Raw genomic sequence first — 19,301 nt, 5'->3', positions numbered from 1 at the left:
GCACCGCGCCGGAAATAGCCGCGCTGTATGGGGCATGTCAGCTCTCCACGCGGACAAATGCCGGTTCGGGATCGAGTACGATGTGTCGTGAGCGGGTCCAGTCCCAACCCTTACCCCGGCTGTCCACGTACCGGTCGTTTTCCAGCAGCCAGCGTAAATTGCCCGCGCAGATCTGACCCAAACCATTCAAGTACATGCCGATACGATCGGCATCCGGGCGATTGGCGTAGCGGCGACGCAATACTTCGCAGAGTTCAACGCGGGTGCGGTCAGCATCGCGGATGCGTTGGCACAGGATGTCAGCAGCTTCCTGCGCGTTGTGGCCATGCGCCATGCGCAGGCTTTCCATCGCATTGAGGGTCACGCCGGCGGTATGCTCCTTACGGTGAGAAAGGATGTCGTTGACCAGACCGACGTGTTCGTTGGTGGCCTTAATGGCCAACCTCAGTTCCTGGTCCTGCGCCAGTAACTCAGTCAGATCGAGGTCGTAGAGAAACTCGGCCACCGGGAAGGAGGGAAAGAGGCCTGTGTTCGGGTGGCGCAGTTCAAGAAATTCGTCGAACGGTAGCACCGTTCCGGTGGCGACCAGCCTGGCTTCTTCTTCCACGCTTTCGAACCAGGCCTGCCACTCCTGGCAATAACGGCGATACACCGGTGCGGGCATCTGCTGCCGGAGTTTGCCAAAGATGTCCTGTGCGGCATGGGCGAAAGGATGTCCTTCCACCAACGCAACTTCGCCGTCATGGAACATTGCATGCCGGCCTAGGGGCATGTCGTCGATGGCCAGGATAAGACTGGTCACGCATGAGGTCTGAACGAGACGGTCGGCCGATCCCACAGGGAGTATCAGGCTGTCCCACATCGGAAGACGAAGCCGCAGGAAGCGAAGCAGTGCTGCCTCGTCGGTGAACGGAAGGAACTCGCGGACCCAGGCGGCATTGCGTTCGTCGATGATCGGATAGTCCGGGTGAATCCTGGGGAGGACGCTGCAGTACATCTCCGGAATGTAGAAGCTCACCTGAGGCGCGAGGGCCTGTACAGAATGACTCATGATTTGCTCCTTTTCAGCGCTTACGTGCGATGAAACTGAATGAGGATGCCTTGTCTTTTCGCAACGCGTCCGAAAAGTTGATTGCGATATCTCGCAGCTCGGAGAAGTTGGGGTTATGGCTGTCGGGGTAGTGCGCGTCGAGGTTGTCCTTGACGAGCCCGTACCAATGAATCACCTCCTCATTGGAGGGAGCAATGCGCCTGTCGATAATTTCAAAGCCGTTGTCTTCCAGGGCTTTTTGCAGGCTATCCGGCGTCTTGCGATGGCCTGAGGCGGCGCGATCTATGTTGTCGGGGATAAACGACTGGTAGGTCGCCAGGTCCACTTTATAGAGGCTCTCGGAAATGATTACCGTGCCGCCGGTACGCGTGCGCTGCGCCAACGATTGCAGGGTTTGCTGCAGAACCTGCGGCGTGAAGTGGAAAAGACTGCCTCGGAAAATGGCGAGGTCGTAGGGCAGCTCCGGGTCAGGCAACGTGCCAATGTCCTTGGCATTGCACAGATACAGCCGAACTCTGGCCGCCAAGCCCTCACGGGCGATCACCTGGCTGGCATACTCCAACTGGGGGCGGCTGACGTTGACACCGTCGATGCGCTCGCAGTGCGGGTAACGTTTGGCCAGGAAACCCAGCACCGGCCCCCAGCCGCAGCCGATGTCGATGGCCCTTCGGATGGATTGCGAAGAGACGTCTGCACCCGCCTGTTCGGCCAGTTCGAACTGGTACTCCATGTGCCGCCGTCCGGATGCGTCGAGCGCAAGACTGTTCGTGTCCATCTTGTCGTCGAATACGCCGTACTGATACCAGAACTCATTACCGATTACCTTGCGCCAGTCTTCTGGGGGATCGGCGTATACGCTTTCGATTTTGGTCTGGTAGTCGTCGGCAGTGGCCCCGCGGATGACGTCGATAACAACCGCATTTTTGTGTACCTGCATAGCGGATTCTCCTGGAATAGAATTAAGGGCGTCGTACTAGGGTGAACGAGATCGAGGCAGTCGATCCCGGATTGGCCGCGTCACCCTGGAGCACGTGGAATGACAGTGATGCAGGCGAGCCGACGCGTAGGGTTGTTGTGGTGTTCATCGAGTGCTCCTATGAAAGACCTAGGGTTTGGTGGCCACCGAGTGGTGGACTTTCGAAGGCGGATGTATGAGTTCGGCCGACGCGATCGGGTGGTTGGAATCTTCCGGCACGTTGGTGGACCGCGCCGGATAGAATCGTGTCGCCCATCGACGAAAAGCTGCGATCCCTTTGTCGCCCTTCATCAGCCGCGGGTGATCAAGGTAGGCGCGTGCATTCCAGATGGGATTGTCGGCCTGGGTGAAGGTCACCAGCCAGCGTTTCGCGAGCGGTGCCAGCACGCCATATGCCACTTTTCTGATCGGCATGGGCCAGCGCTCGAAGAGATCGAGTTCCATCATGTCGATCCAGCTCATGGTCCACTTCATCGGCGCGGTAGGGGTGGAATACAGCATGGTGGTGAGGCGAAAACCAATCCGAGTCATCTCGCTGACGGCTTGTACATGCCCCAGGCCAATCTGCCGCATACGCATGCGCATCGGTTGCCCCTTCCAGCTGGCGGTGAGGGTGGTTTCAAACCAGTAATCACCCGCCTCGTGGGTCATCGCGGGTTCTGTGAGGCCATGCAACCAGCCGAAATGGACCAGGTCGACGCTGTTTTCCCCAGTGTCCTGGCAGTAGCCGTTCAGATCCTGGCTGGTGTATTGGGGGGGGGCCGTGAACGCGCTTAAGTTCCATTTCGGCACTTCCCAGTTTGGAGGTCGGTTCTGGTGGTCGGCCCACACCATCACCGCACCATTGATTTCTCTCATATGGCGTGTGGTGAGCGACACACCATAGGGCTTTGCGCCATCCCCGTTGCGTAAGCAACTGCCATCCAGTCCGAAGGCTAGGCCATGGAACGGACAAACCAGCTCTTCGCCCTGTACTTTGCCCCCTCCGAGGTGAGCCCCCAAGTGGGGACAATAGGGATCGATGGCACTGGCGCGGCCTGAGATTGTGCGATAAAGCACTAATTCCTGGCCCATGAATGGAACAGTGAGTACTGCACCTCGTTTGAGATCACGGCTGAAGCAGACGCGAAACCAGCCGTCGGGATAAGGTAGTGGAACGCGCATATCCCCAATGGCGCTGCGCTTGTTCGACGCGGGGGAATGGGCGTTGCCGGTGCAGATGACCTCGGGCGGGGAAGACTCACAAAGGCGGTCCTCCTTTTCCATCGCCAAGACGTCGGACAGCTCTTGTGCTGGGATGTCAGACATTTGAACTCCTGTAATGACGGTCTCGTGATTGACACGGCGAGCTAGTGAAAAGTCGTTGACCATTGACGCTGCCAGGACCTTTTTTGGGGGCTTTAGTCTTTCGTCCTACGGCGCATAGCTTTCGTTAGAAGGCGCGGCGGGCGATGACGCTGTAAGTCGAGAACTGGTTCTTAATCAGCGCTACCGAGACATTCACCGCCATCACGCGCAACTCCTCAAGCGGTGGCGGAATAGTGTCCACCGTGAAATGAGTCTCGATGTTTTTCTTGACGTCCATGAACCAGCGAGCAACGTCAATGTTCTCAGGCAGGACGCGCATATCCACCACATCGAGGCCGCTCTGCTCGATGACTTGCCGGAAATATTCCGGTGTCTTGCGATACTTGCAGGCGAGTCGATCGACATCGTCGTCGGTATCCGACTGGTATTGGTCGAGCGGCAGGTTGTAGAGATTGTCGGAGATGATCACGGTAGCGCCTGGTCTGAGCCGGGAAGCGAGTTTCGCCATGGACCTCTCATAGAGATCATTCGGGAAGTGCGATATGACACCCCGAATCGTAACCAGATCGTAGAGTTCGTCGGAGTTGGGCAAAAGATCGACGTCCTGAGCGTTGCAGAGATACAGATTGATCCGTTCGCTCAGCCCGTGCTCAGCATGATATTTGGAACAGTGCTCCAGTTGCCTGTGGCTGACGTTGATACCGTCCAGCCTTGAGCAGGAGGGAAAGCGGTCGGCCAGGTATTTGAGACCAAAGCCCCATCCGCAGCCGACATCAAGGATCCTATTGACTGGTCCAAAGTCGCTGCGATCGTACCCTGCCAGCTCCATCTGCCGATCGAAATAGCGCAGTCCTGACTCATCGGGTGAGATCGGCGGCCGCGAGCGAGGGTCGTCGTAGACGCCGAACTGAAACATCAGACGATCTCCGATCGCCTTGCGCCAATCCTCAGGGTCGTCCTGGTAGGTGTAGATGACCTTACCTTCGTATCCACTGGTCTCAGACCCTCGGAGTATGTGGTAGGGCGCTGCGGCACTTCCATGGCGGACAGTCACGGGCGGCAGTGGATGGTTGTGATTGATGGTGGGCTGGTTCATTGTAATCCTCCGCGACGCAGAGCCGAATTGCTGGTCGATACGAATGATGAAGAGGTAACCATTCCTGGCTGCGCCACTGCGGAGAGCTGACTATTGTTCAGCGCGACCGTGCCGAGGCGTTCCACAAAGTGCCTTATTAATGTCTCGATGCCGGCTGCATCGAGACTGCAAGTTGAGAGCAGCTCGGTAGTTTCGCCATGCAGGACGAACTCATCGGTTAAACCGAGTTGCAGGCACGGTGTCTGGATATGTTTGGCAGCGAGCGCTTCGAGGCAGGCCGAGCCTGCACCGCCGGCTATGCAACCCTCCTCGATGGTGACGAGTGCGTCATGCGTGAGAGCCAGGTCCTGAATGAGTTGCTCATCGAGTGGCTTGATGAACCGTATGTTTGCGACGGTCGCGTTTAACTGCTCTGCGGCGATCGATGCTGGCGCAACCATCGAGCCAAAAGCCAGGATGGCAACGCGGTACCCCGCAGGTTGGCTTGTGGTGCGCCGGACTTCGCCTTTGCCAATCGGTAGGGGCATCAGCGTAGGTAGCGCAGTGACTGAATTGCCTTTCCCGCGTGGATAACGCACGGCGGTTGGCCCGTCCTGGAGCAACGCGGTATGCAACATCTGCCGACATTCATTTTCATCGGCAGGCGCCATGATCGTCAGGTTGGGCACACAGCGCAGATAAGCAATATCAAAGGCCCCGTTGTGGGTGGCGCCGTCGGCACCGACGATACCTGCCCGGTCGATGGCGAATACCACTGGCAGATTTTGAATGGCGATGTCGTGAATCAACTGGTCATAGGCGCGTTGCAGGAAGGTCGAGTAGATCGCGACTACTGGCTTCATGCCTTCGGCGGCAAGCCCGGCGGCGAAGGTCAGGGCGTGTTGCTCGGCGATGCCGACATCGAAGTAGCGATCCGGGAAACGTCGTTCAAATTCAACCAGCCCCGAACCTTCGCGCATGGCGGGAGTAATGGCGACGACGCGCGGATCGTTTTGCGCCTCGTCACACAGCCATTGGCCAAATACCTGTGTATAGGTGGGGCTGCCTGGCGTGCCGGGAAGGATGCCTTGAGCCGGTTCGAACTTTCCGGGGCCGTGATAGAGCACCGGGTCAGTGGCGGCCGGTGAATAGCCGTGGCCCTTTTCCGTGATGATGTGCAGCAGTTGCGGCCCGCGCAGGTTACGCATGGCTGACAGGGCGGGCAGCAATTCGTCCAGATCATGCCCGTTGATGGGACCGTGATACTGGAATCCCAGCGCCTCGAACATCGGTGCCGGAGCAGCGAGCCCTTCGAGCTTGATGGCGCAGCGGTTGAACCGGAGTTGGCCCAGGTGAGAACACAGGGCACCGACGGCAGGTGAAATCGACATGGCGTTGTCATTGAGGATCACCAGTAACGGCAAGTCCCTGTACAGCCCGGCATTGTTCATGGCTTCGAACGCCATGCCGCCCGACAGGGCTCCGTCGCCGATCACCGCAATGCAGTGGTGACGCTCGCCTTTGAGGTGGGCGGCCAATGCCATGCCCAGGGTCGCCGAAATCGAAGTGCTGGAATGTGCGGTGCCAAAGGCGTCATAGCGCGATTCGCTGCGCCTCGGGAACCCCGAGATGCCACCCGACTGACGGATGCCGGCCATGGCTTCACGGCGACCGGTGAGGATTTTATGCGCGTAGGCCTGATGCCCCACATCCCATACAAGCCGGTCCGTGGGGGTGTCGAACACATAATGCAAGGCGATGCTCAATTCGACGGTGCCCAGATTCGCGGACAGATGGCCGCCGGTCTTTGCAACGCTATGCAGTATGAAGGCCCGCAGCTCATCGGCCAGAGGCCCAAGCGCATTGGGGTGCAGCGCCCGTAAATCTTCGGGTATGTCGATGGTATTGAGTAGTTCGAACATGGTGAACACTCCGGTTGGCGCCAGTTAGCCCTAACGATTGGCGGGCGCCAGCTCTTTCCAGGCGTGCACGCCCGCCAGTCCAATGGACTCGAATATCCGTCGGAACCAGACAGTGAAGGTGCCGGGAGCGGCGTTGATGCGTGCATGGATCTGTGCAAGCGTCGTCCATTGCCACGCATGAGCTTCGTTGGGATTGGCAATTGGATCGCCAGGGTTGACGCCAACGAAGATGTGATCGAACTCATGCTCAATGAGCTGGTTTGAAATCGGCTCGCGATAAAGCAGGGTGGAGACTTTGCGCAGGGAGCAGGTTATTCCCATCTCTTCCCGCAGGCGGCGTTCTGCCGCCGTCTTGGTCCGTTCGCCGGGGCGGGGGTGACCGCAGCAGGTGTTGGTCCACAAGCCTTGAGAGTGGTATTTGCCGAATGCCCGTTGTTGCAGCAACAAACGGCCTGCGTCATCGAAGATGAACACCGAAAACGCTCGATGCAACTGGCCTGTGCGATGGGCCTCCAATTTGGGGGCACAGCCTTTTTTACGGTCGTGTCGATCGACCAGAATCAGTAACTCGCTCATAACGAAGGCTCCATCCATTGTGTCTTCGCTACAGGGTTACGGCGGGAAAGATAATGTAGTGAACAGCAGACAGGTACACGGGTAGGGCGAAACTTAGTGGGTGGGGTTTTACTTTTCAAGCATTTTTTTAGAATGGATTTGCTGTGTTTTTCTTAAGTAATTGCGAGTTGTTATATATGGTGTTGTGCGCGTTGAGTGACGGGTTTATTGTTTTTTATATGAAAATATATAGCTAAATTTTATAGGCGGTTAAGGTGCAGGTGCCAAAATCGAAAGGGTGAGTTTTGCGTGTAAAGAGACTAGAGGGTGGAGCTATGTTGCAGCGCCTTTGTATTCTCGGTTCTACCGGGGCCATTGGCGACAGTACTTTAGCGGTAGTCGCAGGTAATCCGGATGCATTTGTCGTGTATGCGTTAAGTGCGCATCGCAATATCGAAAAGTTGTTTAAGCAGTGTTTGAGGTATAAGCCCGCGCTGGCAATTGTCAGTGAGCCGCATCACGCCATTGAGCTTCAGGCCCATCTTCAAGCGGCGCAATTGCCCACAGAGGTCGGATGTGGCCTGGACGCCTTATGTGCCGCCAGCGCCGGAGAGTGCGATACGGTGGTCGCTGCGATTGTCGGGGCGGCCGGGCTCCTGCCCACATTGAGTGCGGCCAGGGCCGGTAAAAAAATACTGCTGGCGAACAAGGAAGCGCTGGTTATGTCAGGCGCATTGTTCATGGACACGTCCCGTGAGTCAGGCGCGCTTATCTTGCCAATCGACAGCGAACACAATGCAATTTTCCAATGCCTGCAAGGCAGCCGTGATGGCCTGGTCGGGGTGGATCGTTTGATCCTCACGGCGTCGGGAGGCCCGTTCAGGACGCGCTCCGTTGCCTCTCTGAAGGACGTCACGCCAAAAGAAGCCTGTGCGCATCCCAATTGGGTGATGGGCCGTAAGATTTCCGTTGATTCGGCGACGATGATTAACAAAGGCCTGGAGATCATTGAGGCTCGTTGGCTGTTTGACATTGCGCCATCCCGCATAGAAGCCTTGATACACCCCCAGAGTATCGTTCACTCCATGGTGGTATTTCGAGATCAGTCCGTGTTGGCTCAGTTGGGTCGCCCGGATATGCGCACTCCCATTGCCCATGCATTGGGCTATCCCCATCGCGTGCTGTCTGGCGTGCCCTCGTTGGATTTGACCCAATTATCCGGGTTGACGTTTGAAGAGCCTGATCTGCAACGGTTTCCCTGTCTTGAGTTGGCAATGGCGGTGATTAATGAGCATCCAGAGGCCAGCGTTATATTAAATGCTTCCAATGAAGTAGCGGTGGACGCCTTTTTGTCTTCACGCATTCGTTTTACGGATATCGAAAGGGTTATTCGCCATACCTTGCAGCGCGTTACCGCAACAACGCTTGATTCACTGGAGGATATTCTGGACAAGGACGAACAGGCACGCGCCGTCAGCCGTGAGTCAATTGCTTTGTTATAGACCGAGACGCCTCCGCAGCCCGCATGGAAGACCCTGCGGGCTTTGGCTATTTGCTAAAGGATCAGTCAGTCGACTGGGTGAAGGACCCGCCACGCCTGCCCGGCATCATCCGCAACGCCGTGTTATCACGCATCACATAATGATGAAAGATCCCCGCCACCGCATGCAGCCCGATCAGCCAGTAACCGACCTTGCCGAACCACACATGCCAGCCTTCAATCTCTTTGGCCAGCGCCTTGTTTTCGGCGATCAGCGGCGGCAGCTCGATCCCATAGAACATCACCGAATGCCCCTCGGCACTGACGATCAGCCAACCGGCAATCGGCATGCCGATCATCAAGGCGTACAGCGCGAAGTGCATCAGCGTGGCCAGCAGGCTTTGCCATTGTGGCGGGGCGGGGACGATCTTGGGGGCAACCCCCAGGCTGCGCGCGAACAGGCGCAGCCACACCAGCACAAACACGGTGAGGCCGAACATGAAGTGCATCTCGACGATCAACGTCCGTGCACCGCTGCCTTTGGGGAACTGTCCGCGTAACTCAATGCAGGCGTAGACCACCGCCAGTAGCACCACCATCAACCAGTGCAGCGCAATCGACATGGTGCTGTAGCGCGTATCGGAATTTTTCCACGGCATCGCTGGGTTCCTCACTCATCAGGGCGAACCTTCGTTCTTTGGCGACGAAGTCCTTTTACTGTAAGCCTGTTTTGCGCGGTTTGCCCGGTGCGATGTCGTTGTCTTGACCTCTATCAGTTGGTTTGCGGCATTTCGCCACGGGCCAGGCGCTGGTTGATGTCGGCGATGACGGCCGGCAGGTCGGTAATGGTGTCGATCAGGTAATGGGGGCGCGAGCCTGCGAACATCGCTTCGATACGCGTGCGTTCGCTGGCCAGCGTCGCGGCGTCGAGGGCGCGAAACTGCGCGTAGGTCAGGCCCAGGGCGTTGCCGGAGCAGGTCAGGGCCACGGTCCACATCCCGGCGCGACGGCCTTCGAGGATGCCCGGCACGGTGTCGTCGACCTTGACGCACGCCGCCACATCGTCGATGCCCAGGGCGATCACGTTGGCGAGTGCCTGGGCTGGCCATGGGCGGCCGTTGGGCACTTCGTCGGTGGCGACCACGTGGTCGGCGACGTAGCCGTTGGTGGCGGCCAGGGCGACCACCTTATCCATGACTTGCTTGGGATAGCCCGAGCAGGAGCCGATCTTGATGCCTTGCCCGCGCAGCTGGCCGATGGTCTCGAGGGCACCGGGGATCAGCGCCGAGTGCTCGGCGATTTTCTCGATCTGCAACGGCATGAAGCGCTGGTAGATGGCGGTCACGTCGTCATCGGTGGGCGTGCGGCCGAACGCCTGGCGGTAGCGCTCGGCGACTTGCGGCTGGTCGCACAGGGTGCGGATATGGTCCCACTTGCCCATGCCCATCGGGCCACGGGCTTCTTCGATGGAAACCTGCACATCGAATTCGGCGAAGGCCTCGACGAAAATCTGCGTGGGGGCGAAAGAGCCGAAGTCGACCACGGTGCCGGCCCAGTCGAGGATGACGGCCTGGAGGGTGTTGGGGTTTTGATAGTTCATGGTTCAGATCCTGTGGGTAAGGGGCAATCAGATGTCCGACACTTCCATTTCTTCCAGCACCTCGGCGATCGCCTTGACCGCTGCGCGCATCCCTTGCGCATCGACATGGCCGATGCAGCCCACGCGGAACGTCTCCACCTGGGTCAATTTGCCGGGGTACAGAATGAAACCCTTGGCCTTGACCCGTTCGTAGAAGTCCTTGAACTGGTAGCGCGGGTCCTGCGGTGCGTGAAAGGTCACGATGATCGGGGCCTGGATCGCCGCCGGCAGGAAGCTGCGCAGGCCCAGTGCGGCCATGCCGTCGAGCAATGCCTGGCAGTTGTCGGCATAGCGTCGGTGGCGCGCGGGCAGGCCGCCTTCTTCCTGGTATTGCAGCAGCGCTTCGTGCAGGGCGGCGACCACATGGGTCGGCGGGGTAAAGCGCCATTGGCCGGTCTTGGTCATGTAGCTGTGCTGGTCGAACAGGTCCATCGCCAGGGAATGGCAGTTGCCCTGGGCGGCGGCCAGCGCCTGTTTGTTCGCGAAGACGAAGCCCATGCCCGGCACGCCTTCCAGGCACTTGCCGGAGGCGGCGATCAGTGCGTCGAACGGCACTTCGCGGGCATCGATCGGCAGCGCACCGAAGGAGCTCATGGCGTCGATGATCAGGCGCTTGCCGTGGTGTTTGACGACCTCGGCGATCTGCGGCAGCGGGTTGAGAATGCCGGTGCTGGTTTCGCAGTGGATCAACGCAACGTGGGTGATGGCGCTGTCTGCCGCCAGCAGGCGGTCCACATCGGCCGCGGTGGTGGGCTGGTCTTCGGCGGTCTCAAAGGTGCTGACATCACGGCCGAGCACTTCGCAGATCCTGGCCAGGCGCTTGCCGTAGGCGCCGTTGATCAGCACCAGCACCTTGCCGTCACGCGGTACCAGGGTGCCGATGGCGGCCTCGACCGCAAAGGTGCCGCTGCCTTGCAACGGCACGCAATGGTGGCTGCCTTCGCCGTGGAGGATCGCCAGCAATTGCGCGCAGACGCTGGCGGTGAGTTGGTTGAAGCGGTCATCCCATGAACCCCAGTCCACCATCATGGCCCGGCGGGTGCGGTTCGATGTGGTCAGGGGGCCGGGGGTCAGCAGGATCGGCGCGGCAGTGGTCATCTCAAGTCCTCGCAAGGCATCGGGGGGTGAAGCTACGGCGCCTAAATTGCAGTTTGGCTTGTCATCAATCAAATTGTTTGTTGTTATGCGAGCTATCAGTGAGGCCGATAACCATGAACCTGTTCCAACTGCGCGCGTTCGACGCCGTGGCCCGTGAGGGCAGTTTTACCCGTGCTGCCGCGCGGCTGTTCATCAGCCAACCGGCGGTGACCGGGCATATCAAGGCCCTGGAGGAGCACTACCAGATCCCTTTGCTGCGCCGCACCGCACGGCGGGTGGAGTTGACCGAAGAGGGCGCGCGGCTGGCGGCGATCACACGGGCGATCTTTGGCCTGGTGGACGAAGCCCAGACGATGCTGGAGGCCAACCGCCAACTGCTGAGCGGGCGCCTGGAAGTCGCGGCGGACGGCCCGCACCTGGTGATGCCGATGATTGCCAGCCTGCGCGCGCGCTACCCCGGGATTACCGTCAACCTGCGCCTGGGCAATGCCCAGGAAACCCTTGCCGCGCTGTTGTCCGAGCATGCGGATGTGGCGGTACTCACCGAAGTGGAACCGCGCAACGGTCTGCACCTGCAACCGTTGAGCGAGTCGCGGATGTGCGCATTGGTGCCGGCCAGTCATGCGTGGGCGCAGCAACCCGAGGGTATTCGCCTTGAGCAACTCAACGAGGTGATCATGGTGCTGCGCGAGCCCAGTTCCATCACCCGGCGTACCTTCGATGAGGCCTGCATGGCCGCGAATGTGCAGCCCAAGGTGCTGCTGGAGCTGGACAGCCGCGAGGCGGTGACCGAAGCCGTCGCCGCTGAGCTGGGGGTGGGCGTGGTCTCGTCCATGGAAGTCAGCCCCGACCCACGGGTGCAGGCGGTGCCGATTCAGGGCGAGGGGCTGGTCAACCGGCACCTGCTCGGTTGCATGGAGCGGCGCCGCTCGTTGCGCCTGATTCAGGCGGTTTTCGAGTTGGCGCCGGGCTGAAGGCTGTCGCGTACGATCTCCAGGAACGTCGCCACCACCCGGCGTGAACTCTGTTCCTTGAGGCACACCAGGGTTTCTTTCATGCGCTGGCTGCAATCGCGGATCGGCATGGCGTATACCCGCGAGTCGGCGCCGAACTCCGCCGCCGAGACCACGCCCACGCCGATGCCCACCACCACCGCTTCACGGGCGGCCTCGCGGCCCTCCACCTGGATCGCCGGGCGAATGCGCAAGCCTGCCTGGCTCATTTCCTGCTCCAGGGTCTGGCGGGTGACCGAGCCGATTTCGCGCAACACCAGCGGCGTGTCGTCCAGGTCGGCCAGGCAGATGGACGCGCGCCCGGCCCAGGGGTGGTTGCGTGCGACAAAGGCGAGCAATTGGTCGTCGGGCAACGGCAGCGACAGCAGGCGCTCATCGTCGACGTCGCGGCCCAGCAAGGCCAGGTCGGCCTGGTAGTTGTACAGGCGAGACAGCGATTCATCGGTGTTGCCGGTTTCGATCTTCACGCTGATCCCCGGGTACAGCTGGCAAAAGCGCGCGATCTGCGGCAGCACATGCACCGGGGCATCCACGGCGAGGGTGAGGGTGCCGGTAAGCAATGCGCGGGAGTCCTGCAACAGTTCCTCGGCTTCGGCTTCGATCACAAACAGGCGCTGGGTGATGCTCAGCAGGCGTTCGCCCAGGTCGGTCAGGCGCACCGAGCGCTTGTTGCGATGAAACAACAGCACGCCGAAGCGCTCTTCGAGTTTGCGCACCTGGTCGGAAATCGCCGGTTGCGTCAGGAACAACCGTTCGGCGGCCTGGGTGAAACTGCCGTGGACGGCGACGGCATGGAACGCTTTGAGCTGTGCGTGGGACACCGACATCGCGAATCCTCTTAAAAGCTGAACTTATATTTGAAATACGATAAATCGATTTTACCTATTAGTCAGCCATTGCTTTGATACGCCTCAACCCCCGTAGGTTGAGTCCTACAACCTACGGGGCCATGGGCTCTTGGACACCGGACCCATCTGACCAATGCCGCGCCATCCAAGGCTCGGCATTGCAGTGCTCAACCATAAAAACAACAGGCATTCGCTTCTCGATTCTGCCGGCACACTCACCTGAGGTCAGAACCACCATGAATATCCCTATGGGTAGCATCAAGCGTTGGCGCGTGCAGATTTTCGCCATCACCTGGCTGGCGTACGCCGCGTTCTATTTCACTCGCAAAGCATTTTCCGTGGCCAAGCTGGGGATCGTCGACGACCCGAGTTTCCCCCTCGACAAAATGATGATGGCCAACCTGGATGGCATTTACCTGGCGGCCTATGCCGTCGGGCAGTTTACCTGGGGCATGCTGGCTGACCGCTTCGGGCCGCGTGTCGTGGTGCTCGGCGGGTTACTGATTTCTGCCGCTGCGGCGCTGGTGATGGGCACGTTCGCCACCTTGCCGATCTTTATCAGCTGCATGTTGATCCAGGGGTTGGCGCAGTCCACCGGCTGGTCGGGATTGTGCAAGAACCTCGGCAGTTTCTTCCCGGCGCAGCAGCGCGGGCGAGTGTTGGGGCTATGGAGTTCGTGCTACGCCTTCGGCGGCCTGGTGGCGTCGCCCTTTGCCGGGTGGTGGGCCTACACCCTGATCGGCAGCTGGCATGCGGCGTTTATCTCCAGTGCGGCGGTGGTGGCGTGTGTGGCGCTGCTGTTCTTTCTCTTCCAGCGCAACACGCCCCAGGACGTGGGCTTGCCGGCCGTGGAACCGGAGCAGCTGTTGAGCGCCGAGGAGGCCGCCGCCGAGAAGCGCATCAGCGTGCTGGAACCGCTGCGGGCGATTTTGCGTAACCGCACTGTCTTGACCCTGGGGCTGGCGTACTTCCTGCTGAAACCGGCGCGCTACGCAATCCTGTTGTGGGGGCCGGTGATTGTGTATGAGCAGATGCCGTCGGTGGGCAAGGTCGGCGCGGCCATCGTGCCGACGGCGTTCGAACTGGCCGGTTTGCTGGGGCCAGTGCTGATCGGGCTGGCGTCCGACAAACTGTTCGGCGCCCGCCGCATGCCGGCCTGCGTGCTCAGCCTGCTGGCCCTGACCATGGCCCTGGCGCTGTTCATGGGCGCACTACACACCGGCAGCGTGGTGCTGGTGATGGCGTTGCTGTTTGTCATGGGCCTGACCCTCTACGGGCCGGACTCGATGATCAGCAGCACCGCCGCCATCGACTTCGGCACCGCCAAGGCGGGGGCGACGGCCGCAGGCTTTGTGAACGGTTGCGGTTCGGTGGGGGCGATCCTCGGCGGGTTGCTGCCGGGTTACTTCGATACGGTGACGGTGTTTATCGTGTTTGCCGGTGCCGCGCTGTTTTCCTCGCTGGTGCTGATGCCCTACTGGAACGCCAGGCCGGCCGTGCTGGCCCAGGTCGGGGATTTCGTGCCGGACCGCCTTGGGGCGATCAAACCCTTGCGAACCTGAGGGGTATGGCCGGTTTTTTGGTGGATCAGAGCGTTTTTGCCCTATAAACTCTGCCCCCAAAGCGCCGGCCAGTAGACGTTTCGGCGCGATGTATAGAAGAGAGTGAGTCATGGGCGCACAGTGGAAAGTCAAACATAAAGAAGCGGCATCCAATGCCAAGGGCAAGATCTTCGGCAAGCTGGTGAAAGAAATCACCATCGCCGCCCGCAACGGTGCCGACACCGCGACCAACGCCCACCTGCGTCTGGTGGTGGAACAGGCCAAAAAGGCCTCGATGCCCAAGGAAACCCTGGAACGCGCGATCAAGAAGGGCGCCGGTCTGCTCGGTGAAACCGTGCAATACCACCGCGTGACCTACGAAGGGTTCGCCCCGCATCAGGTACCGCTGATCGTCGAGTGTGTGACCGACAATATCAACCGCACCGTGGCGGAAATCCGCGTGGCGTTCCGCAAGGGGCAGCTGGGTGCTTCCGGCTCCGTGGCCTGGGATTTCAACCATGTCGGCCTGATCGAAGCCTCGCCGGACACCCCGGATGCCGATGCGGAAATGGCCGCGATCGAAGCCGGTGCGCAGGACTTTGAAGACGGCGAAGAAGAAGGCACCACCCTGTTCATCACCGAGACCACCGACCTGGACGCCGTGCAAAAGGCCCTGCCGGAACAGGGTTTCACCGTGCTGTCGGCCAAGTTGGGCTACATCTCGAAGAACCCGGTAAGTGGTCTGACCGATGAGCAGATGGCTGAAGTCGAAGCCTTCCTCGAAGGCCTGGACAACCATGATGACGTGCAGGATATGTTCGTCGGCCTGGCGGGCTGATTTATCAACTGAAGAAACGCATTCAAAATGTGGGAGGGGCAAGCCTTAATGCCAGTCATTTAAGGCTTTTTGTAGGAGCGAGCTTGCTCGCTCCTACAGGAGGCGATGTACGCTTAACTGACTGGCATTAGGGCAAACCCCCTCCCACATTTGTTTAGTGGTGTTGGATGGATTGCAGCAGGGCGTTGATTTCTTCGAAGCTCGGCCGTGCCAACACGTCGGGCTGGCAACAGCTTTTCTGCAAATCCAACAGCACCTCGTCAGACAACCCCGCTTCAACCCGCTCCAGCAATTCCCCCAGCAACACCCCGAACGCGCGCACTTCAATGCGTTGCAAGGCTCGTGTTTCCAAGGTGTCTGCCTTGGCATGGAACGACGCCGCGCCAAAGTCCCCAAGCAAACAATTGCCCGCTTCATTCCACAGGATATTGTGCCCGTACAGGTCGCCATGGGTGATGCCGTGCCGGTGCAGATGCGCCGCCACGGAGGCGATGCCCCGGGCCATGCGCAAGGCTACGTCGAGGCTGAAGCGAGTGGCGGGGTCGTAGACATCGCGGGTGCACGAGGCCAGGCTCGGCAGGGCGGCGAGGTTGCGGTAGCTCGGGTCGATGAGGTCCATGACCAATGCGGCCTGGTCCTCGGGGGCACCCACCACGCGGCCTTGCACCTTGATCAGGTTAGGGTGCAACCCGGCGGCGATGCAGGCCTGCATTTCGTGCAGCGGCGAGCCGTCGCTGGTGATCGTGCCTTTGTACAGCTTGACGGCGACGGGCTTGGCCGTGGGGGTCCACAGGGCCTTGCGAATCACCCCTGAGGCACCTTCGCCCAGCACCTCGGCGAGTTCCAGTTCCGTCCAGGGAATAGCCGCTGTCGCGTCGTCTACCGCCACATCCACGGCCATTTCCACCGGGTTGCCCGCATAGGCCAGCCACGTCAGGCTCGGCAGCGTCAACAGCCACTCGGGCAGGCGCGTGAGGCGGTTGGAGGCAATGCGGATCAGCTCCAGGTTGCTGCAGTTGGCCAGGCTCTGCGGCAACTGCGTCAGTTGGTTCCCGGCGAGCATCAGTTTCTGCAGCAGCGGCCGCTCGCCCAACTCGCTGGGTAACTGGCTGATGCGGTTGTCGGTGAGGATCAGCCAGCGCAGCAACGGCGGCAGCGCGGCGGCGGGCACGTGGCTGATCTGGTTGGCCTTGAAGCCGATCATGCTCAGTTTGGCGCATTGGCCCAGGCATTCCGGCAGTTCGGTAAAGGCGTTGTCCGAGCAGAACAGCACGCGCAGGTGCGGCAGGCGGTGCAGGTCGTCGGGCAGGCGGCTCAGGGCATTGCCGCTGAGGTTGAGGATTTCCAGGGAGTCGGCCAGCCCGAAGATTTCCTCAGGAAATTCGGTGAGCCCGCAGGACAGGTCCAGGCGCGTAATGCCGGCCAAGTGGCCGGCCTTGAGTTGTGCGAGGGTATTCATGAACGGCGCGGTCACTCGGCAAGGGGGCGTAAATGGCGCTCATGATACCGGGTCGCGCACCCGTTGCGGGTTGGCCTGTTGCAATTGGTTCAGGCGGCTGGCGGTGCGCGCCAGGTCGATGGCCTGGCCGCTCATGGCCTGTGCCAGCGGTTGTTCGCCGATCAGGATCAGGTGCTTGTCCTTGTCGTAAAGCACGTCCACCAGGTTGATAAAACGTTGCTGCACGGCGATCGGGCAGTCTGCCAGGCGGGGCAGTCCGTCGATGACCCAGTGATCGAACGCCTCGCACAGCAACAGGTAGTCCATCACCGCCGTCAGCTGTTCGCACAGGTCGTTGAAGGTGAATACGATGGTGCGTGCATGATGCTGGCGGCAGATCAATGTGCGGTGGCCCACCGTCAGCGTCTGCGGCGGGCCGCCGCTGACCGGCAGGCCGAGCGCCGCACGCTGGGCCTGCGTGCCCGGCCACAAGTAACAGCCTGTGGTAAAACGCTGCGCGGCATGGGCCTGGGGCAGGCTGCGAAAGTCATCGGGCGAACTGACTTCCAGCACATCCATCCGCGCGGCAATCAAGTCGATCACCGGCTTGAAGCGCTCGTGGTACAGCGGGTTGGGCAACAGCCCTTCGGGTGGATAATTGGAGGTAACCAGCACCCACACGCCACGCTGGAACAGGGCCTTGAACAGCCGGGTAATCAGCATGGCATCGCCGATGTCGTGCACGTGGAACTCGTCGAAACACAGCACGCGACAGCCGTCGAGTAGTTCGTCCAGGGTCATGGCCAAGGCATCGTCCGTCGCCTGGTGCGTAAACATACCGCGGTGCAGTCGGGCGAAAAACTCATGGAAATGCACGCGTTGTTTCTCGGCGATAGGCAGCGCCTGGAAGAAACCGTCCAGCAGCCAGCTTTTGCCGCGCCCCACCGGGCCGTGCAGGTACAGGCTGCGGGTCGGCTGGCTGGCGAGCAGGTGCCGGGTCTGGCGCGCCATCGCGGTGATGGCCTGGGCTTGACCAGCACTGAGGGTGTAACCCAGTTGCCGGGCTTTGTCCTGAAAGAACGTCTGGATGGGCGTGTCGTCCAGTGTGTCGGTTTTTTTACCGAGCAAACGACGGATAAGGGGGAGCACGGCCAATGCGAGTCACTCTGTAGTGCGGTGGTCGCTTACTTTAGGGCGCCGGTGGCGATTTGACCAATCTAGAACGGCTGCAGGGGTGGCGTCGCCTGGCCGGCCGGGCTGACCACCGCATAGTTGTAGCCACCGCCGGACCAGTATTGCGCTTGCAACCCATCCGCCGTGCGCTCGCCACGGGGCAGGAAACCGTTGTCCGGGCCAGGTGGGCGGATGTAGAAGCTGAGGCGTCGACCTTGTGCGTCCTGGTACAGCACCATGGCGGCGGCGCCTTGATCGGTAGTGAGCAGTCGCCCGCTGACGGGCGTGAAGCCCGCCTGGCTCAAGTCCGGCAGGCGATGGGCTTGATTGAAGTAGCGGTCGAGCCACGCCTGCATCGTGCCGCGGTCCTGGCCGTTGTAGTCGGCGGGCATGATGCCCTCCTGGGCAAACAGGCGGAACGCTTGCATCGCATCGGCCATCGGCAGCAGCGGCGGTTGCGTGGCTTCACGGGCCTGCCAGCCGCCGAGGCCACCGAGGCTGACGGCCATCAGCAGCACTGCGGCGGTGGCAAAGCGGCGGCGCGTCTGGTGCTTGAGGCGCTGGCGAATCAGCGCCGGGTCCAGCGCCGGGTTGGCCGGCTGTTGCAGGGCGCCGCTCAAGGACGCGCGCAGCAATTGCGCGTCCTGCTGCCACGCCTGCACTTGGGCCGCGACCTCGGGGTGGGCGGCCAGGTAGGTTTCGAGCACACGGCGATCACTGTCCAGGAGTTGGTGATCGACGTAGGCATGCAGGTCGCGTTCGCTGGGGGGCAGGCTGATCATTTGAGTATCCGCAGGGAAGGGCTGGCGATGTCGCCATCGCTGAGTTGACGCAACGCTTGGCGCGCCCGGGACAGGCGCGACATCACGGTGCCGATCGGCACCTCGAGTATTTGCGCGACTTCCTTGTAGCTCAAACCCTCCACCGACACCCACAACAGCAGCGCGCGTTGTTCGGCGTTGAGTTGGTCGAAGGCTTGCAGGGTCGCCTGGGCGATGACGGTGCGCTCCACCGACGGCTGCGCATCATCGCGGCCGGTAAAGAATTCCAGCATGCGTGCATAGCGCCGGGTGCGGCGGTGGGCATCGAGGAACTGCCGGTAGAGGATCGAGAACAGCCAGGCGCGCAGATCGCCCTCGATGCGTTTGTCGGCCCAACGGGTGATCGCCCGCTCCAGGGTCGCCTGCACCAGGTCGTCGGCACTGCTGGCGTTACGGGTCAGGGACACAGCGAAACGCCGCAGCCTGGGGATGAGTTCACGTAACGGTTCGTCGAGTTCATGCATGGGCGTCTGGCTGGTCACTACGCTGGGACTAGAGAGACGTCCGGCGTGAACGGTTATTCCC

Annotated in this window: 18 protein-coding genes; 4 read left to right on the top strand and 14 right to left on the bottom strand. The window is 60.7% G+C overall.

Features of this window, described 5'->3' with window-relative positions; genetic code table 11:
• Positions 1 to 37 precede the first annotated feature (37 nt).
• From J3D60_RS09945 to idi, 6 genes are all read right to left on the bottom strand, one after another.
• Positions 38 to 1,051: a terpene synthase family protein gene (locus J3D60_RS09945; protein ID WP_253491190.1), complete on the bottom strand. Its 1,014-nt coding sequence runs from the start codon at positions 1,049 to 1,051 to the stop codon at positions 38 to 40.
• Positions 1,052 to 1,064: 13 nt separating this feature from the next.
• Entirely contained in the window at positions 1,065 to 1,988 is a 924-nt protein-coding gene (locus J3D60_RS09940) for a cyclopropane-fatty-acyl-phospholipid synthase family protein (protein WP_253491188.1), read from the bottom strand.
• 168 nt (positions 1,989 to 2,156) lie between these two features.
• On the bottom strand, positions 2,157 to 3,335 hold the full coding sequence (locus J3D60_RS09935) for a Rieske 2Fe-2S domain-containing protein (RefSeq protein WP_253491187.1): 1,179 nt from the start codon (positions 3,333 to 3,335) through the stop codon (positions 2,157 to 2,159).
• Between the two features lie 124 nt (positions 3,336 to 3,459).
• Complete coding sequence (locus J3D60_RS09930) at positions 3,460 to 4,431, bottom strand: cyclopropane-fatty-acyl-phospholipid synthase family protein (RefSeq protein ID WP_253491185.1); 972 nt, start codon at positions 4,429 to 4,431, stop codon at positions 3,460 to 3,462.
• The gene (dxs, locus tag J3D60_RS09925; RefSeq protein ID WP_253491182.1) at positions 4,428 to 6,332 is read right to left on the bottom strand and encodes a 1-deoxy-D-xylulose-5-phosphate synthase; all 1,905 of its coding nucleotides are present in this window, start codon (positions 6,330 to 6,332) and stop codon (positions 4,428 to 4,430) included. The genes J3D60_RS09930 and dxs overlap by 4 nt, the downstream gene beginning before the upstream one ends.
• A gap of 30 nt (positions 6,333 to 6,362) precedes the next feature.
• Positions 6,363 to 6,908, bottom strand: coding sequence for an isopentenyl-diphosphate Delta-isomerase (gene idi / locus J3D60_RS09920; RefSeq protein WP_253491180.1), 546 nt, complete (start codon positions 6,906 to 6,908; stop codon positions 6,363 to 6,365).
• A 314-nt stretch (positions 6,909 to 7,222) separates the two neighbouring features.
• Between idi and ispC the strand changes: the two genes are divergently transcribed.
• Positions 7,223 to 8,389, top strand: coding sequence for a 1-deoxy-D-xylulose-5-phosphate reductoisomerase (gene ispC / locus J3D60_RS09915; protein WP_065940135.1), 1,167 nt, complete (start codon positions 7,223 to 7,225; stop codon positions 8,387 to 8,389).
• Positions 8,390 to 8,450: 61 nt separating this feature from the next.
• Here ispC and J3D60_RS09910 read toward each other — a convergent pair whose 3' ends face one another.
• The 3 genes from J3D60_RS09910 to J3D60_RS09900 form a co-directional block, all read right to left on the bottom strand.
• The gene (locus J3D60_RS09910; protein ID WP_065940134.1) at positions 8,451 to 9,026 is read right to left on the bottom strand and encodes a cytochrome b; all 576 of its coding nucleotides are present in this window, start codon (positions 9,024 to 9,026) and stop codon (positions 8,451 to 8,453) included.
• Between the two features lie 113 nt (positions 9,027 to 9,139).
• Positions 9,140 to 9,967 (bottom strand): phosphonoacetaldehyde hydrolase, encoded by an 828-nt coding sequence (gene phnX / locus J3D60_RS09905; protein ID WP_065940133.1) that lies wholly within the window; start codon positions 9,965 to 9,967, stop codon positions 9,140 to 9,142.
• A gap of 27 nt (positions 9,968 to 9,994) precedes the next feature.
• A complete protein-coding gene (locus J3D60_RS09900; protein WP_065940132.1) occupies positions 9,995 to 11,104 on the bottom strand; it encodes a 2-aminoethylphosphonate--pyruvate transaminase in 1,110 nt (369 codons plus the stop codon).
• A gap of 113 nt (positions 11,105 to 11,217) precedes the next feature.
• On the opposite strand from J3D60_RS09900, the gene J3D60_RS09895 reads away from it, so the two are divergent.
• On the top strand, positions 11,218 to 12,078 hold the full coding sequence (locus J3D60_RS09895) for a LysR substrate-binding domain-containing protein (protein WP_065940131.1): 861 nt from the start codon (positions 11,218 to 11,220) through the stop codon (positions 12,076 to 12,078).
• Here the strand turns inward: J3D60_RS09895 and J3D60_RS09890 are convergent.
• Positions 12,048 to 12,944, bottom strand: a complete 897-nt coding sequence (locus J3D60_RS09890) for a LysR substrate-binding domain-containing protein (protein ID WP_253491178.1) — start codon at positions 12,942 to 12,944, stop codon at positions 12,048 to 12,050. The two genes, J3D60_RS09895 and J3D60_RS09890, sit on opposite strands and share 31 nt — an antisense overlap.
• A 257-nt stretch (positions 12,945 to 13,201) precedes the next feature.
• Here J3D60_RS09890 and J3D60_RS09885 point away from each other — a divergent pair, with 257 nt between their 5' ends.
• Positions 13,202 to 14,527 carry an MFS transporter gene (locus tag J3D60_RS09885; RefSeq protein WP_253491176.1) on the top strand — a complete coding sequence of 442 codons (1,326 nt, stop codon included), beginning with the start codon at positions 13,202 to 13,204 and terminating at the stop codon, positions 14,525 to 14,527.
• 109 nt (positions 14,528 to 14,636) lie between these two features.
• Positions 14,637 to 15,344: a YebC/PmpR family DNA-binding transcriptional regulator gene (locus tag J3D60_RS09880; RefSeq protein WP_027606258.1), complete on the top strand. Its 708-nt coding sequence runs from the start codon at positions 14,637 to 14,639 to the stop codon at positions 15,342 to 15,344.
• A gap of 154 nt (positions 15,345 to 15,498) precedes the next feature.
• Here the strand turns inward: J3D60_RS09880 and J3D60_RS09875 are convergent, their stop codons facing one another.
• From J3D60_RS09875 to J3D60_RS09860, 4 genes are all read right to left on the bottom strand, one after another.
• On the bottom strand, positions 15,499 to 16,803 hold the full coding sequence (locus J3D60_RS09875; RefSeq protein WP_253491174.1) for a protein kinase: 1,305 nt from the start codon (positions 16,801 to 16,803) through the stop codon (positions 15,499 to 15,501).
• A 39-nt stretch (positions 16,804 to 16,842) separates the two neighbouring features.
• Positions 16,843 to 17,937 (bottom strand): cell division protein ZapE, encoded by a 1,095-nt coding sequence (zapE, locus tag J3D60_RS09870; protein WP_253491172.1) that lies wholly within the window; start codon positions 17,935 to 17,937, stop codon positions 16,843 to 16,845.
• A gap of 62 nt (positions 17,938 to 17,999) precedes the next feature.
• Positions 18,000 to 18,737, bottom strand: a complete 738-nt coding sequence (locus J3D60_RS09865) for an anti-sigma factor (RefSeq protein WP_027606261.1) — start codon at positions 18,735 to 18,737, stop codon at positions 18,000 to 18,002.
• Entirely contained in the window at positions 18,734 to 19,240 is a 507-nt protein-coding gene (locus J3D60_RS09860; protein ID WP_253491169.1) for an RNA polymerase sigma factor, read from the bottom strand. The genes J3D60_RS09865 and J3D60_RS09860 overlap by 4 nt, the downstream gene beginning before the upstream one ends.
• Between the last annotated feature and the right edge of the window lie 61 nt (positions 19,241 to 19,301).

It is taken from the genome of Pseudomonas sp. S3E17 (assembly GCF_024168685.1).
In the GTDB taxonomy this organism is placed as follows: domain Bacteria; phylum Pseudomonadota; class Gammaproteobacteria; order Pseudomonadales; family Pseudomonadaceae; genus Aquipseudomonas; species Aquipseudomonas marginalis.
The sequence above is the reverse complement of the archived record's forward strand: the minus strand, read 5'-3'. Positions and strand labels throughout refer to the sequence as shown.

Coding starts and splice junctions, on each gene's coding strand:
- J3D60_RS09945 (WP_253491190.1), bottom strand. CDS start 1,051: ATGAGTCATTCTGTACAGGCCCTCGCGCCTCAGGTGAGCTTCTACATT.
- J3D60_RS09940 (WP_253491188.1), bottom strand. CDS start 1,988: ATGCAGGTACACAAAAATGCGGTTGTTATCGACGTCATCCGCGGGGCC.
- J3D60_RS09935 (WP_253491187.1), bottom strand. CDS start 3,335: ATGTCTGACATCCCAGCACAAGAGCTGTCCGACGTCTTGGCGATGGAA.
- J3D60_RS09930 (WP_253491185.1), bottom strand. CDS start 4,431: ATGAACCAGCCCACCATCAATCACAACCATCCACTGCCGCCCGTGACT.
- dxs (WP_253491182.1), bottom strand. CDS start 6,332: ATGTTCGAACTACTCAATACCATCGACATACCCGAAGATTTACGGGCG.
- idi (WP_253491180.1), bottom strand. CDS start 6,908: ATGAGCGAGTTACTGATTCTGGTCGATCGACACGACCGTAAAAAAGGC.
- ispC (WP_065940135.1), top strand. CDS start 7,223: ATGTTGCAGCGCCTTTGTATTCTCGGTTCTACCGGGGCCATTGGCGAC.
- J3D60_RS09910 (WP_065940134.1), bottom strand. CDS start 9,026: ATGCCGTGGAAAAATTCCGATACGCGCTACAGCACCATGTCGATTGCG.
- phnX (WP_065940133.1), bottom strand. CDS start 9,967: ATGAACTATCAAAACCCCAACACCCTCCAGGCCGTCATCCTCGACTGG.
- J3D60_RS09900 (WP_065940132.1), bottom strand. CDS start 11,104: ATGACCACTGCCGCGCCGATCCTGCTGACCCCCGGCCCCCTGACCACA.
- J3D60_RS09895 (WP_065940131.1), top strand. CDS start 11,218: ATGAACCTGTTCCAACTGCGCGCGTTCGACGCCGTGGCCCGTGAGGGC.
- J3D60_RS09890 (WP_253491178.1), bottom strand. CDS start 12,944: ATGTCGGTGTCCCACGCACAGCTCAAAGCGTTCCATGCCGTCGCCGTC.
- J3D60_RS09885 (WP_253491176.1), top strand. CDS start 13,202: ATGAATATCCCTATGGGTAGCATCAAGCGTTGGCGCGTGCAGATTTTC.
- J3D60_RS09880 (WP_027606258.1), top strand. CDS start 14,637: ATGGGCGCACAGTGGAAAGTCAAACATAAAGAAGCGGCATCCAATGCC.
- J3D60_RS09875 (WP_253491174.1), bottom strand. CDS start 16,803: ATGAATACCCTCGCACAACTCAAGGCCGGCCACTTGGCCGGCATTACG.
- J3D60_RS09865 (WP_027606261.1), bottom strand. CDS start 18,737: ATGATCAGCCTGCCCCCCAGCGAACGCGACCTGCATGCCTACGTCGAT.
- J3D60_RS09860 (WP_253491169.1), bottom strand. CDS start 19,240: ATGCATGAACTCGACGAACCGTTACGTGAACTCATCCCCAGGCTGCGG.